The 15,139-nt window shown below is 47.6% G+C and carries 12 protein-coding genes; 4 read left to right on the top strand and 8 right to left on the bottom strand.

Features of this window, described 5'->3' with window-relative positions; translation table 11 throughout:
• Positions 1-27 precede the first annotated feature (27 nt).
• The 4 genes from TBC1_RS09865 to TBC1_RS09850 all read left to right on the top strand — a co-directional run bounded on the left by TBC1_RS09865 (position 28) and on the right by TBC1_RS09850 (position 5,702).
• Positions 28-1,119, top strand: coding sequence for a mannose-1-phosphate guanylyltransferase (locus TBC1_RS09865; protein WP_062041563.1), 1,092 nt, complete (start codon positions 28-30; stop codon positions 1,117-1,119).
• 18 nt (positions 1,120-1,137) lie between these two features.
• Positions 1,138-3,351, top strand: coding sequence for a S46 family peptidase (locus tag TBC1_RS09860; RefSeq protein ID WP_082189553.1), 2,214 nt, complete (start codon positions 1,138-1,140; stop codon positions 3,349-3,351).
• Between the two features lie 76 nt (positions 3,352-3,427).
• Positions 3,428-3,901 (top strand): CYTH domain-containing protein, encoded by a 474-nt coding sequence (locus TBC1_RS09855; protein WP_062041560.1) that lies wholly within the window; start codon positions 3,428-3,430, stop codon positions 3,899-3,901.
• Complete coding sequence (locus TBC1_RS09850; RefSeq protein WP_062041558.1) at positions 3,894-5,702, top strand: MutS family DNA mismatch repair protein; 1,809 nt, start codon at positions 3,894-3,896, stop codon at positions 5,700-5,702. The genes TBC1_RS09855 and TBC1_RS09850 overlap by 8 nt, the downstream gene beginning before the upstream one ends.
• Positions 5,703-5,718: 16 nt before the next feature.
• Here the strand turns inward: TBC1_RS09850 and TBC1_RS09845 are convergent, their stop codons facing one another.
• The 8 genes from TBC1_RS09845 to TBC1_RS09810 form a co-directional block, all read right to left on the bottom strand.
• Positions 5,719-7,011: a pyridoxal phosphate-dependent aminotransferase gene (locus tag TBC1_RS09845; protein WP_062041555.1), complete on the bottom strand. Its 1,293-nt coding sequence runs from the start codon at positions 7,009-7,011 to the stop codon at positions 5,719-5,721.
• Between the two features lie 280 nt (positions 7,012-7,291).
• On the bottom strand, positions 7,292-7,732 hold the full coding sequence (locus TBC1_RS09840) for a YybH family protein (protein ID WP_062041552.1): 441 nt from the start codon (positions 7,730-7,732) through the stop codon (positions 7,292-7,294).
• Positions 7,733-7,767: 35 nt separating this feature from the next.
• Complete coding sequence (locus TBC1_RS09835; protein ID WP_062041549.1) at positions 7,768-8,814, bottom strand: T9SS type A sorting domain-containing protein; 1,047 nt, start codon at positions 8,812-8,814, stop codon at positions 7,768-7,770.
• A 262-nt stretch (positions 8,815-9,076) separates the two neighbouring features.
• Positions 9,077-9,709: a response regulator transcription factor gene (locus tag TBC1_RS09830; RefSeq protein ID WP_062041546.1), complete on the bottom strand. Its 633-nt coding sequence runs from the start codon at positions 9,707-9,709 to the stop codon at positions 9,077-9,079.
• 78 nt (positions 9,710-9,787) lie between these two features.
• Positions 9,788-12,700 carry a sensor histidine kinase gene (locus TBC1_RS09825; protein ID WP_062041543.1) on the bottom strand — a complete coding sequence of 971 codons (2,913 nt, stop codon included), beginning with the start codon at positions 12,698-12,700 and terminating at the stop codon, positions 9,788-9,790.
• A 214-nt stretch (positions 12,701-12,914) separates the two neighbouring features.
• On the bottom strand, positions 12,915-13,802 hold the full coding sequence (locus TBC1_RS09820; protein WP_062041540.1) for a glycoside hydrolase family 16 protein: 888 nt from the start codon (positions 13,800-13,802) through the stop codon (positions 12,915-12,917).
• 116 nt (positions 13,803-13,918) lie between these two features.
• Complete coding sequence (locus TBC1_RS09815) at positions 13,919-14,671, bottom strand: hypothetical protein (protein ID WP_062041536.1); 753 nt, start codon at positions 14,669-14,671, stop codon at positions 13,919-13,921.
• Between the two features lie 101 nt (positions 14,672-14,772).
• Positions 14,773-15,090: a response regulator transcription factor gene (locus TBC1_RS09810; RefSeq protein ID WP_062041533.1), complete on the bottom strand. Its 318-nt coding sequence runs from the start codon at positions 15,088-15,090 to the stop codon at positions 14,773-14,775.
• Positions 15,091-15,139 lie beyond the last annotated feature (49 nt).

Genomic DNA, 15,139 nt, shown 5'->3' with positions numbered 1-15,139 from the left:
ATTATTGACTAACCAACCATCAAGGAGATGAATAAAAACAATTTTTGCATCATTATGGCGGGAGGCATCGGCGCCAGATTCTGGCCCCTGAGCCGGCAGCATCATCCCAAGCAGTTTATTGATATCCTGGGCAACGGCGAAACGCTGATACAGGCGACCTTTAAACGGTTCACCAGAATTTGTCCGCCTGAAAATATTTACATTGTTACCAATGAAATTTATAAAAGCCAGGTTCTTGAACAATTGCCACTGATTCATGAGGAGCAGGTACTTTGCGAGCCTTCCAGGCGAAATACTGCCCCCTGTATCGCTTATGCAAATTACCGCATCCTTCAGATAAATCCCGATGCCAATATTGTTGTGGCTCCTTCAGACCATATAATTCTCAAGGAGGATCTGTTTATTGAAGTTGTCACGTCGGCGCTCAATGCAGCAAGGGAAAACGACTGGTTGCTGACTCTGGGCATTCAGCCGAGCCGTCCCGACACAGGCTACGGATATATTCAGTTTGACGAGTCGCGGAGTTATGCTGCCGACAGCAGGATCAGGAAGGTAAAAACATTTACCGAAAAACCCCAGCTCGAAATGGCCATGCAGTTTCTGGCCAGCGGTGATTTCCTTTGGAATTCGGGAATTTTTATCTGGAAGCTTAAATCCATCCTTGCCGCGTTTGATAAATACCTGCCCGAGGTTGACCAGCTTTTCAGGGCCGGTATCGGGAAATACAATACGGCTGAAGAGGAAACCTTTATCCGGAAAACCTATACCATCTGTAAAAGTATTTCCATTGACTATGGTGTGATGGAAAAAGCCGACAATGTTTATGTGCTGGCTTCCGATTTCGGCTGGAGCGACCTGGGCACCTGGGGATCGCTTTATGAAACCCGCCTGAAGGATGAGCAGGGCAACGCCGTAGTAGGTCAGAACGTGATGATGTATGATACCCGGAATTGCATCGTAAACATGCCTAAGGAAAAGTTGGTGGTTTTACATGGACTGGACGATTACATCGTTGTTGAAGATGAAGGGGTGTTGCTGGTTTGCCGAAAGGGTGACGAGCAGCAGATCAGGCAGTTTGTGAATGATGTGCTTATAGAAAAAGGTGAAAAGTATGTATAACTCAATCAATAAATCAAAATGAAAAAGCTGTTTGTTCTGTTTTTTGTATTTCTGGCTACCCTTGGCCGTGCAGATGAAGGGATGTGGTTGCCGTTGCTGATTGACCGGCTGAACTATGTCGATATGCAGAAAGAGGGGTTGAAACTCACCGCTGAGGAAATATACAGCATCAATCATTCGAGCCTGAAGGATGCCATCATTCAGTTCGGGAACGGATGTACCGGGGAGATGATCAGCAGCCAGGGGCTGGTGCTTACCAACCACCATTGCGGTTATGGGGCCATTCAATCGCACAGTACCATTGAACATGATTATCTTGCCGATGGTTTCTGGGCGATGAACCTGAAAGAAGAATTGCCGAATGAAGGGTTGACCGCACGTTTTCTGGTAAGAATCGAAGATGTAACTGCACGCGTGCTCGAAGGGCTGAATGATCAGATGACTGAGCGTGAACGCAATGCAAAAATTTCTGAACTTTCGAAAGCCATTCAGTCGGAAGCCACCCAGGGTACCGGTTATGATGCCAGGGTTGCTTCATTCTTTAATGGAAATGAGTTTTACCTTTTCGTTTACGAAGTCTTTCGTGATGTCAGGCTGGTGGGGGCCCCTCCATCATCCATCGGTAAATTCGGGGCCGACACCGATAACTGGTTGTGGCCGCGCCATACCGGAGATTTCTCTCTGTTCAGGGTATATACCGGTCCGGATGGCAAACCGGCGTCGTTCTCAGATGAGAACATTCCTATGAAGCCAAGGCATCACCTGCCTGTTTCGCTCGATGGTTATGAAAAGGGCGATTTTGCCATGATTATGGGATATCCGGGAAGTACCGACCGCTATCTTACCTCCTGGGGCGTTAATCTTGCCATTGAAATCAGCAATCCCACCATCGTAAAGATACGCGGGAAAAAGCTGGATATCATGCGCAAGGACATGGATGCCAACCGGGAAGTTGCCATCAAATATGCATCGAAGTATGCTGGTGTTTCCAATTACTGGAAGTACTTTATCGGTCAGACCAGGGGCCTGAAGAGGCTGAAGGTGCTGGAAGACAAGCAAAAGATCGAAAATGAATTTCAGGTATGGGTGAATGCTGATCCCGTCAGGATGGAGAAATACGGGAAGGTACTCAGCGATATCGAAGCAGCTTATAAAACCTACGGAGAATATACATTGCAACGCTGGTACTTTATTGAATCGGTGATGCGCGGTGCCGAAGTGATGACCCTTGCCCAGTCGTTCACCGGATTGGGAAATGAGCTCGGAGAGAAAGCCCCTTCACAGGAAAAAATTGACCGGATGAAACAGGCGCTCACCAAAAGTGTGGAGCGGCATTTCAAAAACTATAACCGTCCGACGGATGTGAAATTATTGTCGGCGATGCTTCAGATGTATTATGAAAATGTGCCCGTGCAGCAACAACCGGAGGCATTCAGGCAAATGGTCGCAAAGAATAAGGGCGATTTTAACAGGATAGCCGGGAATATTTTTGCCAGGTCCATTTTTGCCGATGAAGCAAAAGTCAGGGCTTTCCTGGAAAAACCCAGCCTGAAGGTGCTGAAGAAGGATCCAGCCTACACACTTTCGGTCATGATGGTTGAAAAGTATCGCGAAAATCAGAAGAACCTGGATGCTGCCAATGAGATGCTGGAACGTGGCAACCGCCTTTTTGTAGCAGGATTAAGGGAAATGCAGCCCGAGCGTAAATTCTATCCCAACGCCAACTCAACCATGCGGCTGACGTATGGCAAGGTTCTCGACTATTATCCGGCCGATGCAGTCCATTACAACTACTTCACCACCCTGAAAGGCGTTATGGAAAAGGAAGATCCCGATAACTGGGAATTTGTAGTTCCTGCAAAACTGAAAGCGTTGTATGAGAAGAAAGATTTCGGACCTTATGCCATGGATAACGGGCAAATGCCGGTAGCATTTCTTTCAACCACCGACATCACCGGAGGGAATTCGGGAAGCCCGGTAATCAATGGAAAAGGAGAGCTGATCGGGCTGGCCTTTGACGGTAACTGGGAGGCCATGAGCGGCGACATTGCCTTTGAACCTGAATTGCAGCGAACCATCAGTGTGGATATCCGCTACGTGCTTTTTATTATTGACAAATACGCCGGAGCGAAAAATATTATCAATGAACTTACCCTTGTGCCGAAAGGACGTAAGGCTGAAAAGGAGATCAGCAGCGATGGAATGCCTGTTGATGTCAGACCGGAAAACTAGGAAGTATGAATAACAGCCCGGAAAACCGGGCTGTTGATTTAATGCCTGCCATCAAGTAATCATAAATTTTGCTCAGATGTCTCTGGAAATTGAACGAAAATTTCTGGTCAAAAATAATGACTACCGCTCCCTTGCTTTGCCGCTCATTTACCGTCAGGGCTATCTGGCCATTCTGCCCGAAAGGGAGGTCAGGGTCAGGCTGGCAGGGGAGAAGGGTTATCTTTCTGTGAAAGCAAGGGTTGACGAAACCACCCGACATGAGTTTGAATATGCCATTCCTCCTGAAGATGCGATATTTATGCTGGACAACCTGTGTAATGGATACAGGGTTGAGAAACTGCGTTACCGCATTCCTGACCATGGGCTTATCTGGGAGGTAGATGAGTATTCCGGTGATAATTCTGGTCTTGTCGTAGCTGAAATTGAACTTCCCGATTCCGCTTATCCATTCAGTAAGCCTGAATGGATTGGCGAAGAGATAACCGGGGATGACCGTTACCTGAATGCCGCACTGGCATTGAATCCCTATAATAACTGGCAGCATGGCTGATTTTTCTCCGGAAGCTGTTTACCGGCAGATGCTCGGGGAGGCGGTCATTGAAAGGGATAAGCTTGCCGGGAAGGCGCGTCGCTATTCGGTTGCAAGGCTGATCACATTTCTGGCTTTTGTTGCGGGCGTTTACCTCTCCATTTCCTCAATGCCTGTCTGGTGGATTGGATCTGCGGTTTTACTTGCAGGATTTGTCGCGCTGATGATCAGGCATGGCAAAGTGCTCGAAGCCCAGAAATTTAACGGTGCACAAATTGTGTCGCTGGAGCAGGAAGTTGAAGCCTGCAAAGGAAATTATTCTTTGTTTGAAGGGGGTGGATCATTTGCGGATTCCCATCATCCCTATGCCACCGACCTTGACCTTTTCGGCGACTTCTCCCTGTTTCAGGCACTGAACCGTACCGTCAGCCCCCTGGGCAAAGAGACGCTGGCCGTGTGGCTGAAAAATCTGTTGAATAATCCTGATGAAATCAGGTTGCGGCAGAATGCTGTAAAGGAATTATCTGCGATGCCGGGCTGGAGGATAAAATTCAGGGCGCTGGGAATGGTTGCGGATGAATCGGCCAACGACCTCCCCTCTTTTTATCAATGGCTTGAAACACCTGCGCTGTTTTCATCACCGGTTTTCAGGGTTGCAGTAGCACTGATCCCGGTATTGTCATTTGTTGTTTTATTGTTGCTTTCGGCCGGGATGATCAGCGTACAGCTTTTTCTGCTTTACCTGTTGATTCCGTTATCCCTTACAGGGTTCTATACCAAAAGCATCAACAGGCGGCACATGATGCTCAGCCGCAAGGTAGACCTGCTGCAGAAATATGCTTCGCGCTTTACGATGGTTGAGCAGGAGCCTTTTACGAGTGCGCAGATGCTGAATTATAAAGGCAGGCTTCAAACAGGGAACAATGGGGCTGGCAACAGCATTCATAAATTGGGAAGGATTACTTCCTCCCTCGATACCCGCCTGAATTTTCTGGCCGGTTTTGTGCTGAATGTGCTTCTTTTATGGGATATCCGGCAGATAAGAAGACTGGAGGAATGGCAGCGCGCGAACAGGATACCGATACCCGTCTGGTTCGGTGCACTGGCTGAAACCGAAGCCATTACAAGCATCGCGGCTTTTGCATACTGCAACCCCGCTTATATTTTTCCTGAAACAGCTTCCGGAAGTTTAATGCTCAGCGCCGAAGAGGCAGGCCATCCGCTGATTGAAGCTGCCGGCAGGGTAAACAACGATATTTTACTTCCTGGGAAAGGGCATTTCAACATCATAACCGGCGCCAATATGGCCGGGAAAAGTACCTACCTCCGTACCATCGGGGTGAACCTGGTGCTGGCCATGTGCGGCAGCCCGGTGTGTGCCCGTTCCTTCACCTTTTATCCTGCAGGAATTTATACCAGCCTCCGGACCACTGATTCGCTGAGTGCAAGCCAGTCCTACTTTTTTGCAGAATTGCTCAGGCTGAAGGAACTTATCGACAGGTTGAATGCCGGAGAAACGCTGTACATTTTGCTGGATGAGATCCTTAAAGGGACCAATTCAGCGGATAAACAGGCTGGTTCAAAAGCCTTGCTCAGGCAACTGATCGGGATGGAAGCATCAGGTTTTATCGCCACCCATGACCTTGAACTGGGAAGGCTGGCCGAAGCATTCCCGGAGCGCATTGTCAACAACAGTTTCGAAGCGGTGATTGACGGCGAAGCGCTGCATTTTGATTATAAACTGAAGCCCGGCATAGCCCGTAATATGAATGCCACTTTCCTGATGCAGCGGATGGGGATAACCATTCATGATCCGGAATAGGCCCTCATTGAGTGAATTACAGCGACTGAAGCCAGCGGATCAACTGATCAGTTCCTTCGGCAATATGCGGGCAACACGCATGCACGAAAGTTCCGTTCAGTTTTTTTTCGCCCCATTCGACGGCTGCCGCGTTCAGTGCTTCAGCGCCGTTAAAATCCACATAAGCCATTCTGCTGACAAGTTCGCCCGGTGCCAGCCCGAATTCGCTGCCGGGGAGCATAGCGACCCCTGTATCCTTCAGGATCGCATTGCACATTTCATTGCTGGTAAAAATTCCCCTCAGTTTCATTTTTTCGCGGTAATGGCTGAAATCGGGGAAAAGGTAAAAACCGCCGTCGGCTTGCGGAACTTTTATGTTTGTGGCTTCAAAGGATTCTGTCATGTATTTTGCCAGTGCTTTCAGAATTCTGCGGCTTTGCCTGAGGTACTCATCAATTTCGGGGTTACCATTAAATGCTGTTACAGCAGCAAATTGAATGGGTGCACTGGTAGAGGTAAAAGTTTCGCTTGCCGCTGACGACATTGCGTCGAGCAACCAGCGCAGGTTTGGCGGAAATGAAAAGGTTCCCAGCCGCCAGCCTCCGGCCCCGCACCACTTGCTGAGCCCGCTGCTGATAATGGTTCCTTCGGGGTAATAACGAGCTATGGAAACATGCTGTCCGTTGTGATGGATCATTCCGTAGATTTCATCCGAGATCAGGATCACCTTGTATTTTCTGGCTACCTGGGCAAGGAGTTTCAGCCTTTCAACAGGGTATGTATTTCCGGTCGGGTTTGAAGGGTAATTGAGGATGACAACCCGTGGCCGGTCCGGATCGTCGCGGCAAACCATGTCGAGCAATTCCGGGCTCATCCGCCAGTTGTTGCCGGGCGATGCAGGAATCCAATGTACATGCCGGCCAATGATGCGGGCCTGTGGAGAATAAGAAACCCAGCTGGGGGTCGGAATAAGCAGATCACCGTAATAAACCAGCTGAAGCAGGAAAATCAGTTCTTTTGATCCCGGGCCTATCAATATATCTTCCGGATCCGTAGCAATTCCCTGATGCCGGTAGTTAAATCCCGCCACCGCTTTGCGAAGTTCATACAAGCCCTTCACCGGAAGGTAATCTTTTTGATGGGCATTCTGCCGCAGGGCTTCAACCACGGATTCCGGAACCGGGAAAGGGGATTGCCCTAACCCGAATTTGTAAACCCGCTTTCCTTCGCTGATCAGACGGTTGCTTATTTCATTGATCCTGAGGGTGGCAGAGGTTTCAAGCCCCCTGACGTTAAGATTCAGATTGACAGGCAGGTGGTTTTGCTTCATAGTCCGTTATTTTGCCAGACCCCGGGGAAAAGCATTGTTTCCGGCACTTCAGGCAGTTGTTGAATATGCAGGGCCTGCTATTTTCAAAGGATAATTTTTCTGACCTAAGAGTAAATGGTCAGAGCGGGTAAATTCAATTCAAAGTTAACCTTTTTTGTAAGTCGGGATGCATTTTTCCCGGGAAGCGCTGAATATAAATTCAAAGCAGCAGCCGGCACATGATCACTGCACCGGCTGCTGATTCAATGTTTAAATGTGAATCGGATATACTGATTATATTTCAGTTGGTCTGAAAAACAGCAAGTTTCCACGTATTATCATCTGATTTTTTCCATACCATGGTGTAGTAGCCGCTTGCTTTTTCAACGGTTGAGTCGTTTACGATCCATTCATGATCGTATTTACCTGCATGGTATGCCATAGACCCGCTGATTGATTCATACAGTTTGCTGCAGGTCAGATTCTGAAAGTAAGGGGTCGCTCTTTCAATAAATCCGGACCTGATTGCATCAATTCCGGAATATACAGTGTCCGTGATCAACAAAGCATCATTGGCAAAGCATGCTTCAATGGCCACCGCATCCCTTGCATTCCAGGCATCAATCCATAGCTGGCAGAGACCATCAGTACTTTCAGGGATTTCTGCCGTTTCCGGTGCTGAGGTGCAGGCAATTACTGGTATCAGTGTAAATACAATCAGTCTGAAGATGAGATTTCTCATAAACAGGTTTTTTTATAGTTGGTTGAATATCCGCTTTATTGTTTGATGAATTTGATGCAACTGCTTCCATGGTCTGATTTCAGCCTGAGGAGGTAAAAGCCGGGAGTTAAATCCGCTGTACTGATTGCCGGTACAAATGGGCCACGGTCTATTATACGGCCTTCCGGGTCAATGATTTCGAAAGAGACATAATCAACTGCCGATTCAACCGAGAGCATATCTGTTGCAGGATTCGGGAAAATCCTGTCCATTGTTTTTTCAGCATGGTTGGTGTTAACGATGGTTTCCGATCTGAAGAAACTGAAGCCATTTGCCTTTCCGGGGTTCAGATTGAGTTCCCCTACTTCGTAATAATCATTGGCATACCAGCGGTAAACCGTGTACGTATTGGTTTCAACCCGATCGAAAACCCAGCCGTTTTCCCAGTTATAGATGGAATCGAGTGAAATAATGTCCTCTTTTACCCTGAGCGCCTGAAAAGTGCCAAAAGGTGTTGACATAATCCCTGAGGCATCTCCGTGCAATGTAATATCCATATGGCTGATCTGTCTGATGGAATCGAGCAATGCCCCGTCACTGTGTGAAGCCAGCAACCAATCATAGGTTGTCGACTGGTTAAGGGTCTGCCCATAGGTAAAAGGCAGAGGCAGGCTCAGGGGCGCCGGGTTGCACGATATATGTACAGACATGGTAAATGTTCCGAAAATGGTCAGGAAGTCTTCATCTCCGACATATCTGATGCCATCATCATCGTATTGAATATATTCATAATCATAATAAGGCATCATATTGCCGTTGCGGTGGCTGATCGCTGCATTTGCGTCAGGGTATGCCTGGTAGTTGGGTAGTCCCTGTACGGGAAGATACAGGGTGGTGTCGTGGGTCAGGGGAATAAGGTTGGTGAAATCCCAGACCTGGTTCAAGCCCGGATTTCCCGGGTCAACCTGTGTTACATTATCAACAGCCCTGATAATCTGTGTTCCGATTGTCGGGAGATCGTTATGGGTGATGGTAATCTGCGCTTCTGTGCGCAATGCTGAAAGAATAAGAATTCCAAAAAGAATGTGTAGTGTTTTTTTCATAATTGCCTCCGGGGGTTAATTGTTTTACCTGATAAAGGCAAATTTCGCTTCCGAAAGCAGTCATGTCAATCACCCTTTGATGTGATTTTTGATATCAGGATTCAGGAAGCTGATTTTAAACAGGATGCCGGAATCCGCGAAAGGGCAGTGGGTTGCCTTGCAGCATAACAGATATGGGCAATTGCGGAGGATATCCACATCAGAAACCCTGATCCGGGCCAACAGAAACCGGATTTGTTGCAGCTAATTCAAGTATTTGAATTTAAGTCTTCATGCATCTTATCAATGCTTCGGTCCGGGTCCTGACCTGCAGTTTCTGGTAGATTTTTCGGATGTGTGTGCGTACGGTTTCGATGCTTATAAAAAGTTCCGCAGCGATTTCCTTGTACAGAAAGCCTTTGGAAAGATAGGACAGAATTTCCTCTTCCCTGGCTGTGAGGATGGATTCCGGCAGTTGATGTCTGGCCGGCCGGGCAAAGGTTTGCACAACCTTGCGGGCAATTTCACCGCTCATGGGCGAGCCTCCGTTTACCAACTCTGTGATGGCTTCAAGCAGTTTTGCAGGGGGCGTTTTTTTGAGCATATAGCCGGTTGCTCCGGCAGCCAGCGATTTAAATATTTCATCGGTATTGTCGAAAACGGTCAGCATCATGACCTGTATGGCAGGCCAGGCATTTTTAATGCAGATTACGCATTCGATGCCGTTCATGCCCGGCAGGTTGATATCCATCAGCACCACATCGGGCATGCATTCGGGAATTGCCTGAAGGGCTTCTTCGGCCGAAGCGCAGGCAGCCTGACAATGGTAACCTTCAGACCCGTTGATGAGCATTCGCAGCCCCTCGCGTACGGCTTCATCGTCTTCCACGATGATGATATTGATGGTTCCCGGCATGGTTTTCTTATTTATTGTTCACAAAAGTACATTTTCGGATTTCGGAAAACATCACCCTTTGATGTGAAATGTCATTGTTCAGAGATCAACTGATGTAATGATTTCAGTGCCCTGTCCATTAGCTGAAATGATCCTGAAGGTACCTCCGCAATCTTCCATCCTGCGGCGCATATTGTGCAGGCCATTCCCGGTTCCGGGAAGTAATTTTCCGTCAAAGCCCCGCCCGTTGTCTTTCAGGTTTATACTCAGGCATTTTTTTTCAATCTGTAATTCAATCATCACCTTCGATGCCCCTGAATGCTTGATCACATTATGCAAAGCCTCTTTGATTACAAGAAACAAATTCCGGCGCAACTCGGCCGACATGGGAAGGCTGGGGACCGTATCAGGAAAGTGAAATTTTACATCGACCGTGGAAGCCTCAAGATAGGTAGAAGCATATCTCCTGACATAAGCTGCAAAGTTGTCAAGGCTGTCGTTTTTCGGATTCATGGCCCAGATAATTTCGCTCAGCTCATCCACCACATTGCCTGCAATTTCAGATATCTGCTCAATAACTTTCTGCGTTTTATCAGGCTCCTGTTGCCGGCTTTTGGCAATTTCGCTCAGTATGGAAATCCGGGTAAGGCTGGCCCCGACTTCATCGTGCATGTCTTTTGAAATGCGAAGGCGTTCCTTTTCAATAGCGTGTTCCTGCTCCAGTGCTTTTATCCGGTTTATATATCTGAAGTGCTGAATTTTTTTGACGATGAAAACGGTTATGGCAATAATCGCGATGGTTAACAGTGCTGCAAACCACAGGGTCTGCCAGAAAGCAGGTACAACTTTCACTGTCAGCAATGGTATGGGAGTCCCGGTGTTCAGGAATGGATCGGTGTACCTGACTAAAAGGCGGTATTCGCCCGGAGGCAGGTTGCGGTATGCGAAGGCCGGGGAAGCAACCGGCGTATTCCATTCCTTTTCGTATCCTTCAAGTAAAAAAGAAAAACCTTGTTCATGAGCGTCGCCATACCCCGATGTATATACGCTGCCGTGCAGGTGTGCGGCTTCGCGGCTGAGCGACAGGCTTATACCGTCAGGGGGAATACCCTTTGAAAATATTGTATCGGATACATACAGGTTGAAAAGATGAATCCGGGGCAACTCCCTTTCAGTCTTTACCCGGGAAGGATCAATGCAATTAAGACCATTGATGCCTCCGAAGCATATTCTGCCTCCCGGCCCCAACAGGGCGGCGTTGTGGTTAAATTCAAGCGATTGTAAGTTATTTCTCATCGTGAACCGGATGACCCTTTTCCTGTCTCTGCTTATGCACCCGATGCCATTCATCCCTGAAAACCAGACTCTCCCGAAGTTGTCCGGCAGAATTGCATAAACGACTTCGCCGGTAAGCGACGCGAGCGATGAATAGGGATTTATAAGCTTACCTTCCGCTGAAAAAATACTGATCCCGTTGCCGGTGGCCGCCCAGACCTCCTCCTTTAACGGCAATAACTGATAAATTTCGTATTGCAAAACTGCACTGTCCTTTTCATTCCAGATAATCATATTCTTATCTTTATCCTGCGGCTTGATAAACAGTCCCAGCGGAGTTCCATCCCATTGTTTTCCAGCATAATATAATAATGAGTTGACCGAATTGTTTACTGACTCCCCAATCAGGGCCGGGTCGGAATCAGCGCGGAATTTATAGACTGAAGCATCGCACTGCAAGAATACCAAATTTCCGGATGGTTCCAGGAAGGTTGCAGTAATTGAGTTTGTAGCGAATGTATAAATGCATCTTCCGGCACGGTTAATGACATAAAGCCCTTCCCGCGTGGCAATCCACAATCTGCCCCTGTTATCACTTTTCAGGTCAAGGATATAGGTGTTATTCCCGAAGAGCGCCGGATTTACGCGTTCAGCCCGGCTAAGGTCATCTGAAAGTTTCCATAATCCTTTGTTGAAGGTCCCGGCAAAAATATGTCCATCCAGCGCTTCAAGACAACGGGTAAATCCAACAGCGTATTTTTCAAATATTACTTTATCCGGGCTGTACCTTAGCAATCCATTCCCATCTGTTCCAAACCAGAGGTTATGCATTTTATCTTCATAAATATGCTTCACACTGGGCTTTAAGGTATCGTAATATTTACCTGCTATTTCAACAAATTCAATTTTTGTGAGTTTTTTGCCGCTGAGCCGGTAATGCATCTTTGTTGTCAGATCGGAGAACCAGAAACTGCCCTGGTGGTCAATTTTCAGGTCCGGGTTGATATGCATTCCGACATCGGCAATTCTCAACCAGGAGGAATCTTCCCGCAGAAGGTAAAGGCTGGTTCCTTTTGCAATGTAAATATTTCCTGATCTGTCGGCTGCCATTGCGGTGCATTCTCCGGCATCTGTCCATTTATAATTGTAAGTGTAACCGGAAGTGTTTCCTGATCTGCCGGCGATCATAATCCCATTGTTTCCTATTACTGCGAAGGACTCTCTGCCCAGGGGCAATGCCTGAACCGGGACGAAGTCTTCCGGAATTTTCTTCTCCCCGGCCGGATTCAGGATCAGTGATTGCAGGCTGTCACCGGCTATGCTCAGTCCCTTGCTGTATACCCAGACCAGTGGTTTGCCGTCAATGAGAACATCGAGGAGATGATGGTAGACTGAGGGCTCCCTGTTTATCAGGTCAAACTTGCCTGTAAAAGCATTAAACCTCAGAATGGATGATGCTGTTGATATCATGAAAATGCCTGGTTCCGTTTCAATGATCTTACGCATCATATTGTCGGCATTACTGTATGTACCGTTGTACGGTATCCTGAATACCCTGAACTCCCGGCCATTGAAACAGTGCAGCCCGTCGCCCGTAACCATCCACAACAGGCCCCTGCTGTCCTGAAGTATCTGACTTACCATGCTTTGCCGCAAGCCGTTTTCTATACCGTAAGCATCAACGAAGAGGTTTTCAGCGGGTTGCTGGGGGAGTACACTGCGGTGAATAAAAAGCAACGAAATGACTATTATACATAGCCGGCACCGGATGAGGAACGCATGGAATTCAGAGCGTTGCAATGGGCGCATTTATATTTCCGGGTAAAGATAAGGAGAAGAATTTTAAGAATGATCAGTCTTATCAGCGGAGGTTTATATTATTTGAGTATGCAGGTTATTCCGGTCAGGGCTTTGCAAACATTTTTTCAGGATAAAAACGAAGCTTCTTGGATCATCGATGATTCCTCCTGATATAATACCTGAAATAATCAACTTCCATCTGGTTGGGAAAGACGGTTTCAGGCCCCGGTAATTTTGTAAAAGGAGTTTTTTCAGTGCCTATGCCCAATCCGACAATGATGTAAAGCTTTTCGTCTGCGGGCGGAAAAACGGGTTGGGTGCGGTACCTGCCCGGGCGGACCGGACATTTTCTGAGGTTTTTCCCCCTCCGGTTGGTGAAGCGATGGAGCTGCCATACTTCGGCACTATCGATATAAAACCGGATGATGTTTGGTTCCCATTCCAGGGTGAAGACATGAAAATTGTCAGATAAGCTGGTCTTCAGCCGGTGCCGTTTGTGGGCCATTTTTTTTATCTGCCAGTTATGCACGGAGGTATGAAACCTTTTGGGATGCTGCATGCCGGCTTCCATCAGGTCAATTTCGGCCGAAATCTGCCCGAAGGTCCATAAAGCCGGCCAGAATCCGTTGCCTTCGGGCAGGCGGCACCGGAATTCATATTTCCCATGGCCGAAGGCTCTCCTGGAGTGAATCATTCCGGATGTATGTTCGCGTTCCTCGCCCATCCACACGGCTTTTTCTTTTTTTGCGATGATTTTCAGCAAGCCACCGGAGACCACCACATTTTCATCCAGAAACACCTGGCCCTCGTTGCCATGGGTGCGGCAGAAGGCGCACTGGTCACTTCCGTCATCGGTGTAGGGATACCAGGTAATCCAGTCGGAGGTATTCAGCCGGTCACCTTCAAACTCATCCGAAAACGCAAGCTCCCATTCCCCTTCGGGGCAGGGTACGGGCTGGTTTAATATTGTATCATGTTGCGCAAACGCTGTTTGCGTCAGCATCGCTGCAAGTACTGTAATGTTCAGGGATTTCCGCATCAGTTGTGCATTTCAGATATTCAAATATAAGCAATGAACTGATAAATAAAAAGCGCCCGGGGAAAGGCGCTTTTAATAGTAACGGAAGTGGAAGCCGTTTAAAGCTCCACCTGTTGTTACTGCGTTACATTTACATTCATTTTGGTGTAATTCGACTGATTTACAAAGTAGTATTTACGTCCTGAAATGGTTTCGACGGTGTAATTGTAGGGAGTCACCGAAATCATTCCGGAGGCGCCTGCGCCAAGGTTCGACAGCTCACCGGCCGTGAATACGGCGTTTGCTGAAGCAGCAGCCACGGTTTTCACGGCTGCATTCTGGCCGCCTGATACAACCACCACTACCGAATCGGCATTGGAAACCGAAGAGCCCAGCGGGACACTGAGTCCGGCAGCAAGACTGAAGGTTTCAGGAATTGATGCATAAGCGGTGAAATTGGGAAACCCCCTGTTGACTGTTTTCTCAAATGCCGGAACTTCTCCTTCGCCGCTCACACTCCACTGAACAGAATTGAATGACAAAGGATTGAGCAGGTTGTCGTAAACATAGGAGTTGTTCTCGAATTTTTTCAGGCTGCTGCTATTGATGCTGACAGTACCTGCGGGTGCAAACGTGGTTGCTCCCGGGGTGGGGACAAACACTGCTACAGCAGTATTTACCTCAACCGGGATGGTAAATCCCCCGGCTGACTGAAAACTGATGGTTTTTACAGCGGCCATAACTCCGTAAGAGTCACTGAAATTCAGGTTATCGGCAGGTGTCTGGTTGTTGTCCTGAGGCGTTTCATCTTCATTTTTATCGCATGAAACATTCAGCATGGCCAATAGGGTAAAGCTGGCAATCAGCAGAAGAAATCTTGATTTCAACATGTTTAGATTGGTTTTGGTTTTTGAATGAATGAGTAATTACTGGGTGATTATCAAAATTATTGCAGATAGGTTGACTTGCAAATGCCGATCAGACGGTATTTTTAGTAAGTATTACTCGGTATTTCAGGTCTGCAGTCGCTTTTTACGGTTGCTTCGGGCAACTTTACGACCTTCCTGCCGGCAGGAGAAGGAACATAGATATATTCATCGAGCAATCCGAGTTTAATCGCATGTCTGGTTAATGCGGACAGGGAGTTATTGCTGATTTTCCTGATAATATTTTTCCGGTGGGTTTCAACGGTGCGGATGCTGATGCCAAGCAATGCAGAGATCTCTGTTGAACTGTGATCCAGTGCAACGAGCCTCAGAATTTCCTTTTCGCGCGGGGTAATCTGCACGTTATATATGTATTTGTTCATGGAAGCGGGGTTTTGGTACAAAGCTAACCATCGCAAATACAGCAAAATA

This window comes from Lentimicrobium saccharophilum (assembly GCF_001192835.1).
Lineage (GTDB): Bacteria > Bacteroidota > Bacteroidia > Bacteroidales > Lentimicrobiaceae > Lentimicrobium > Lentimicrobium saccharophilum.
The sequence above is the reverse complement of the archived record's forward strand: the minus strand, read 5'-3'. Positions and strand labels throughout refer to the sequence as shown.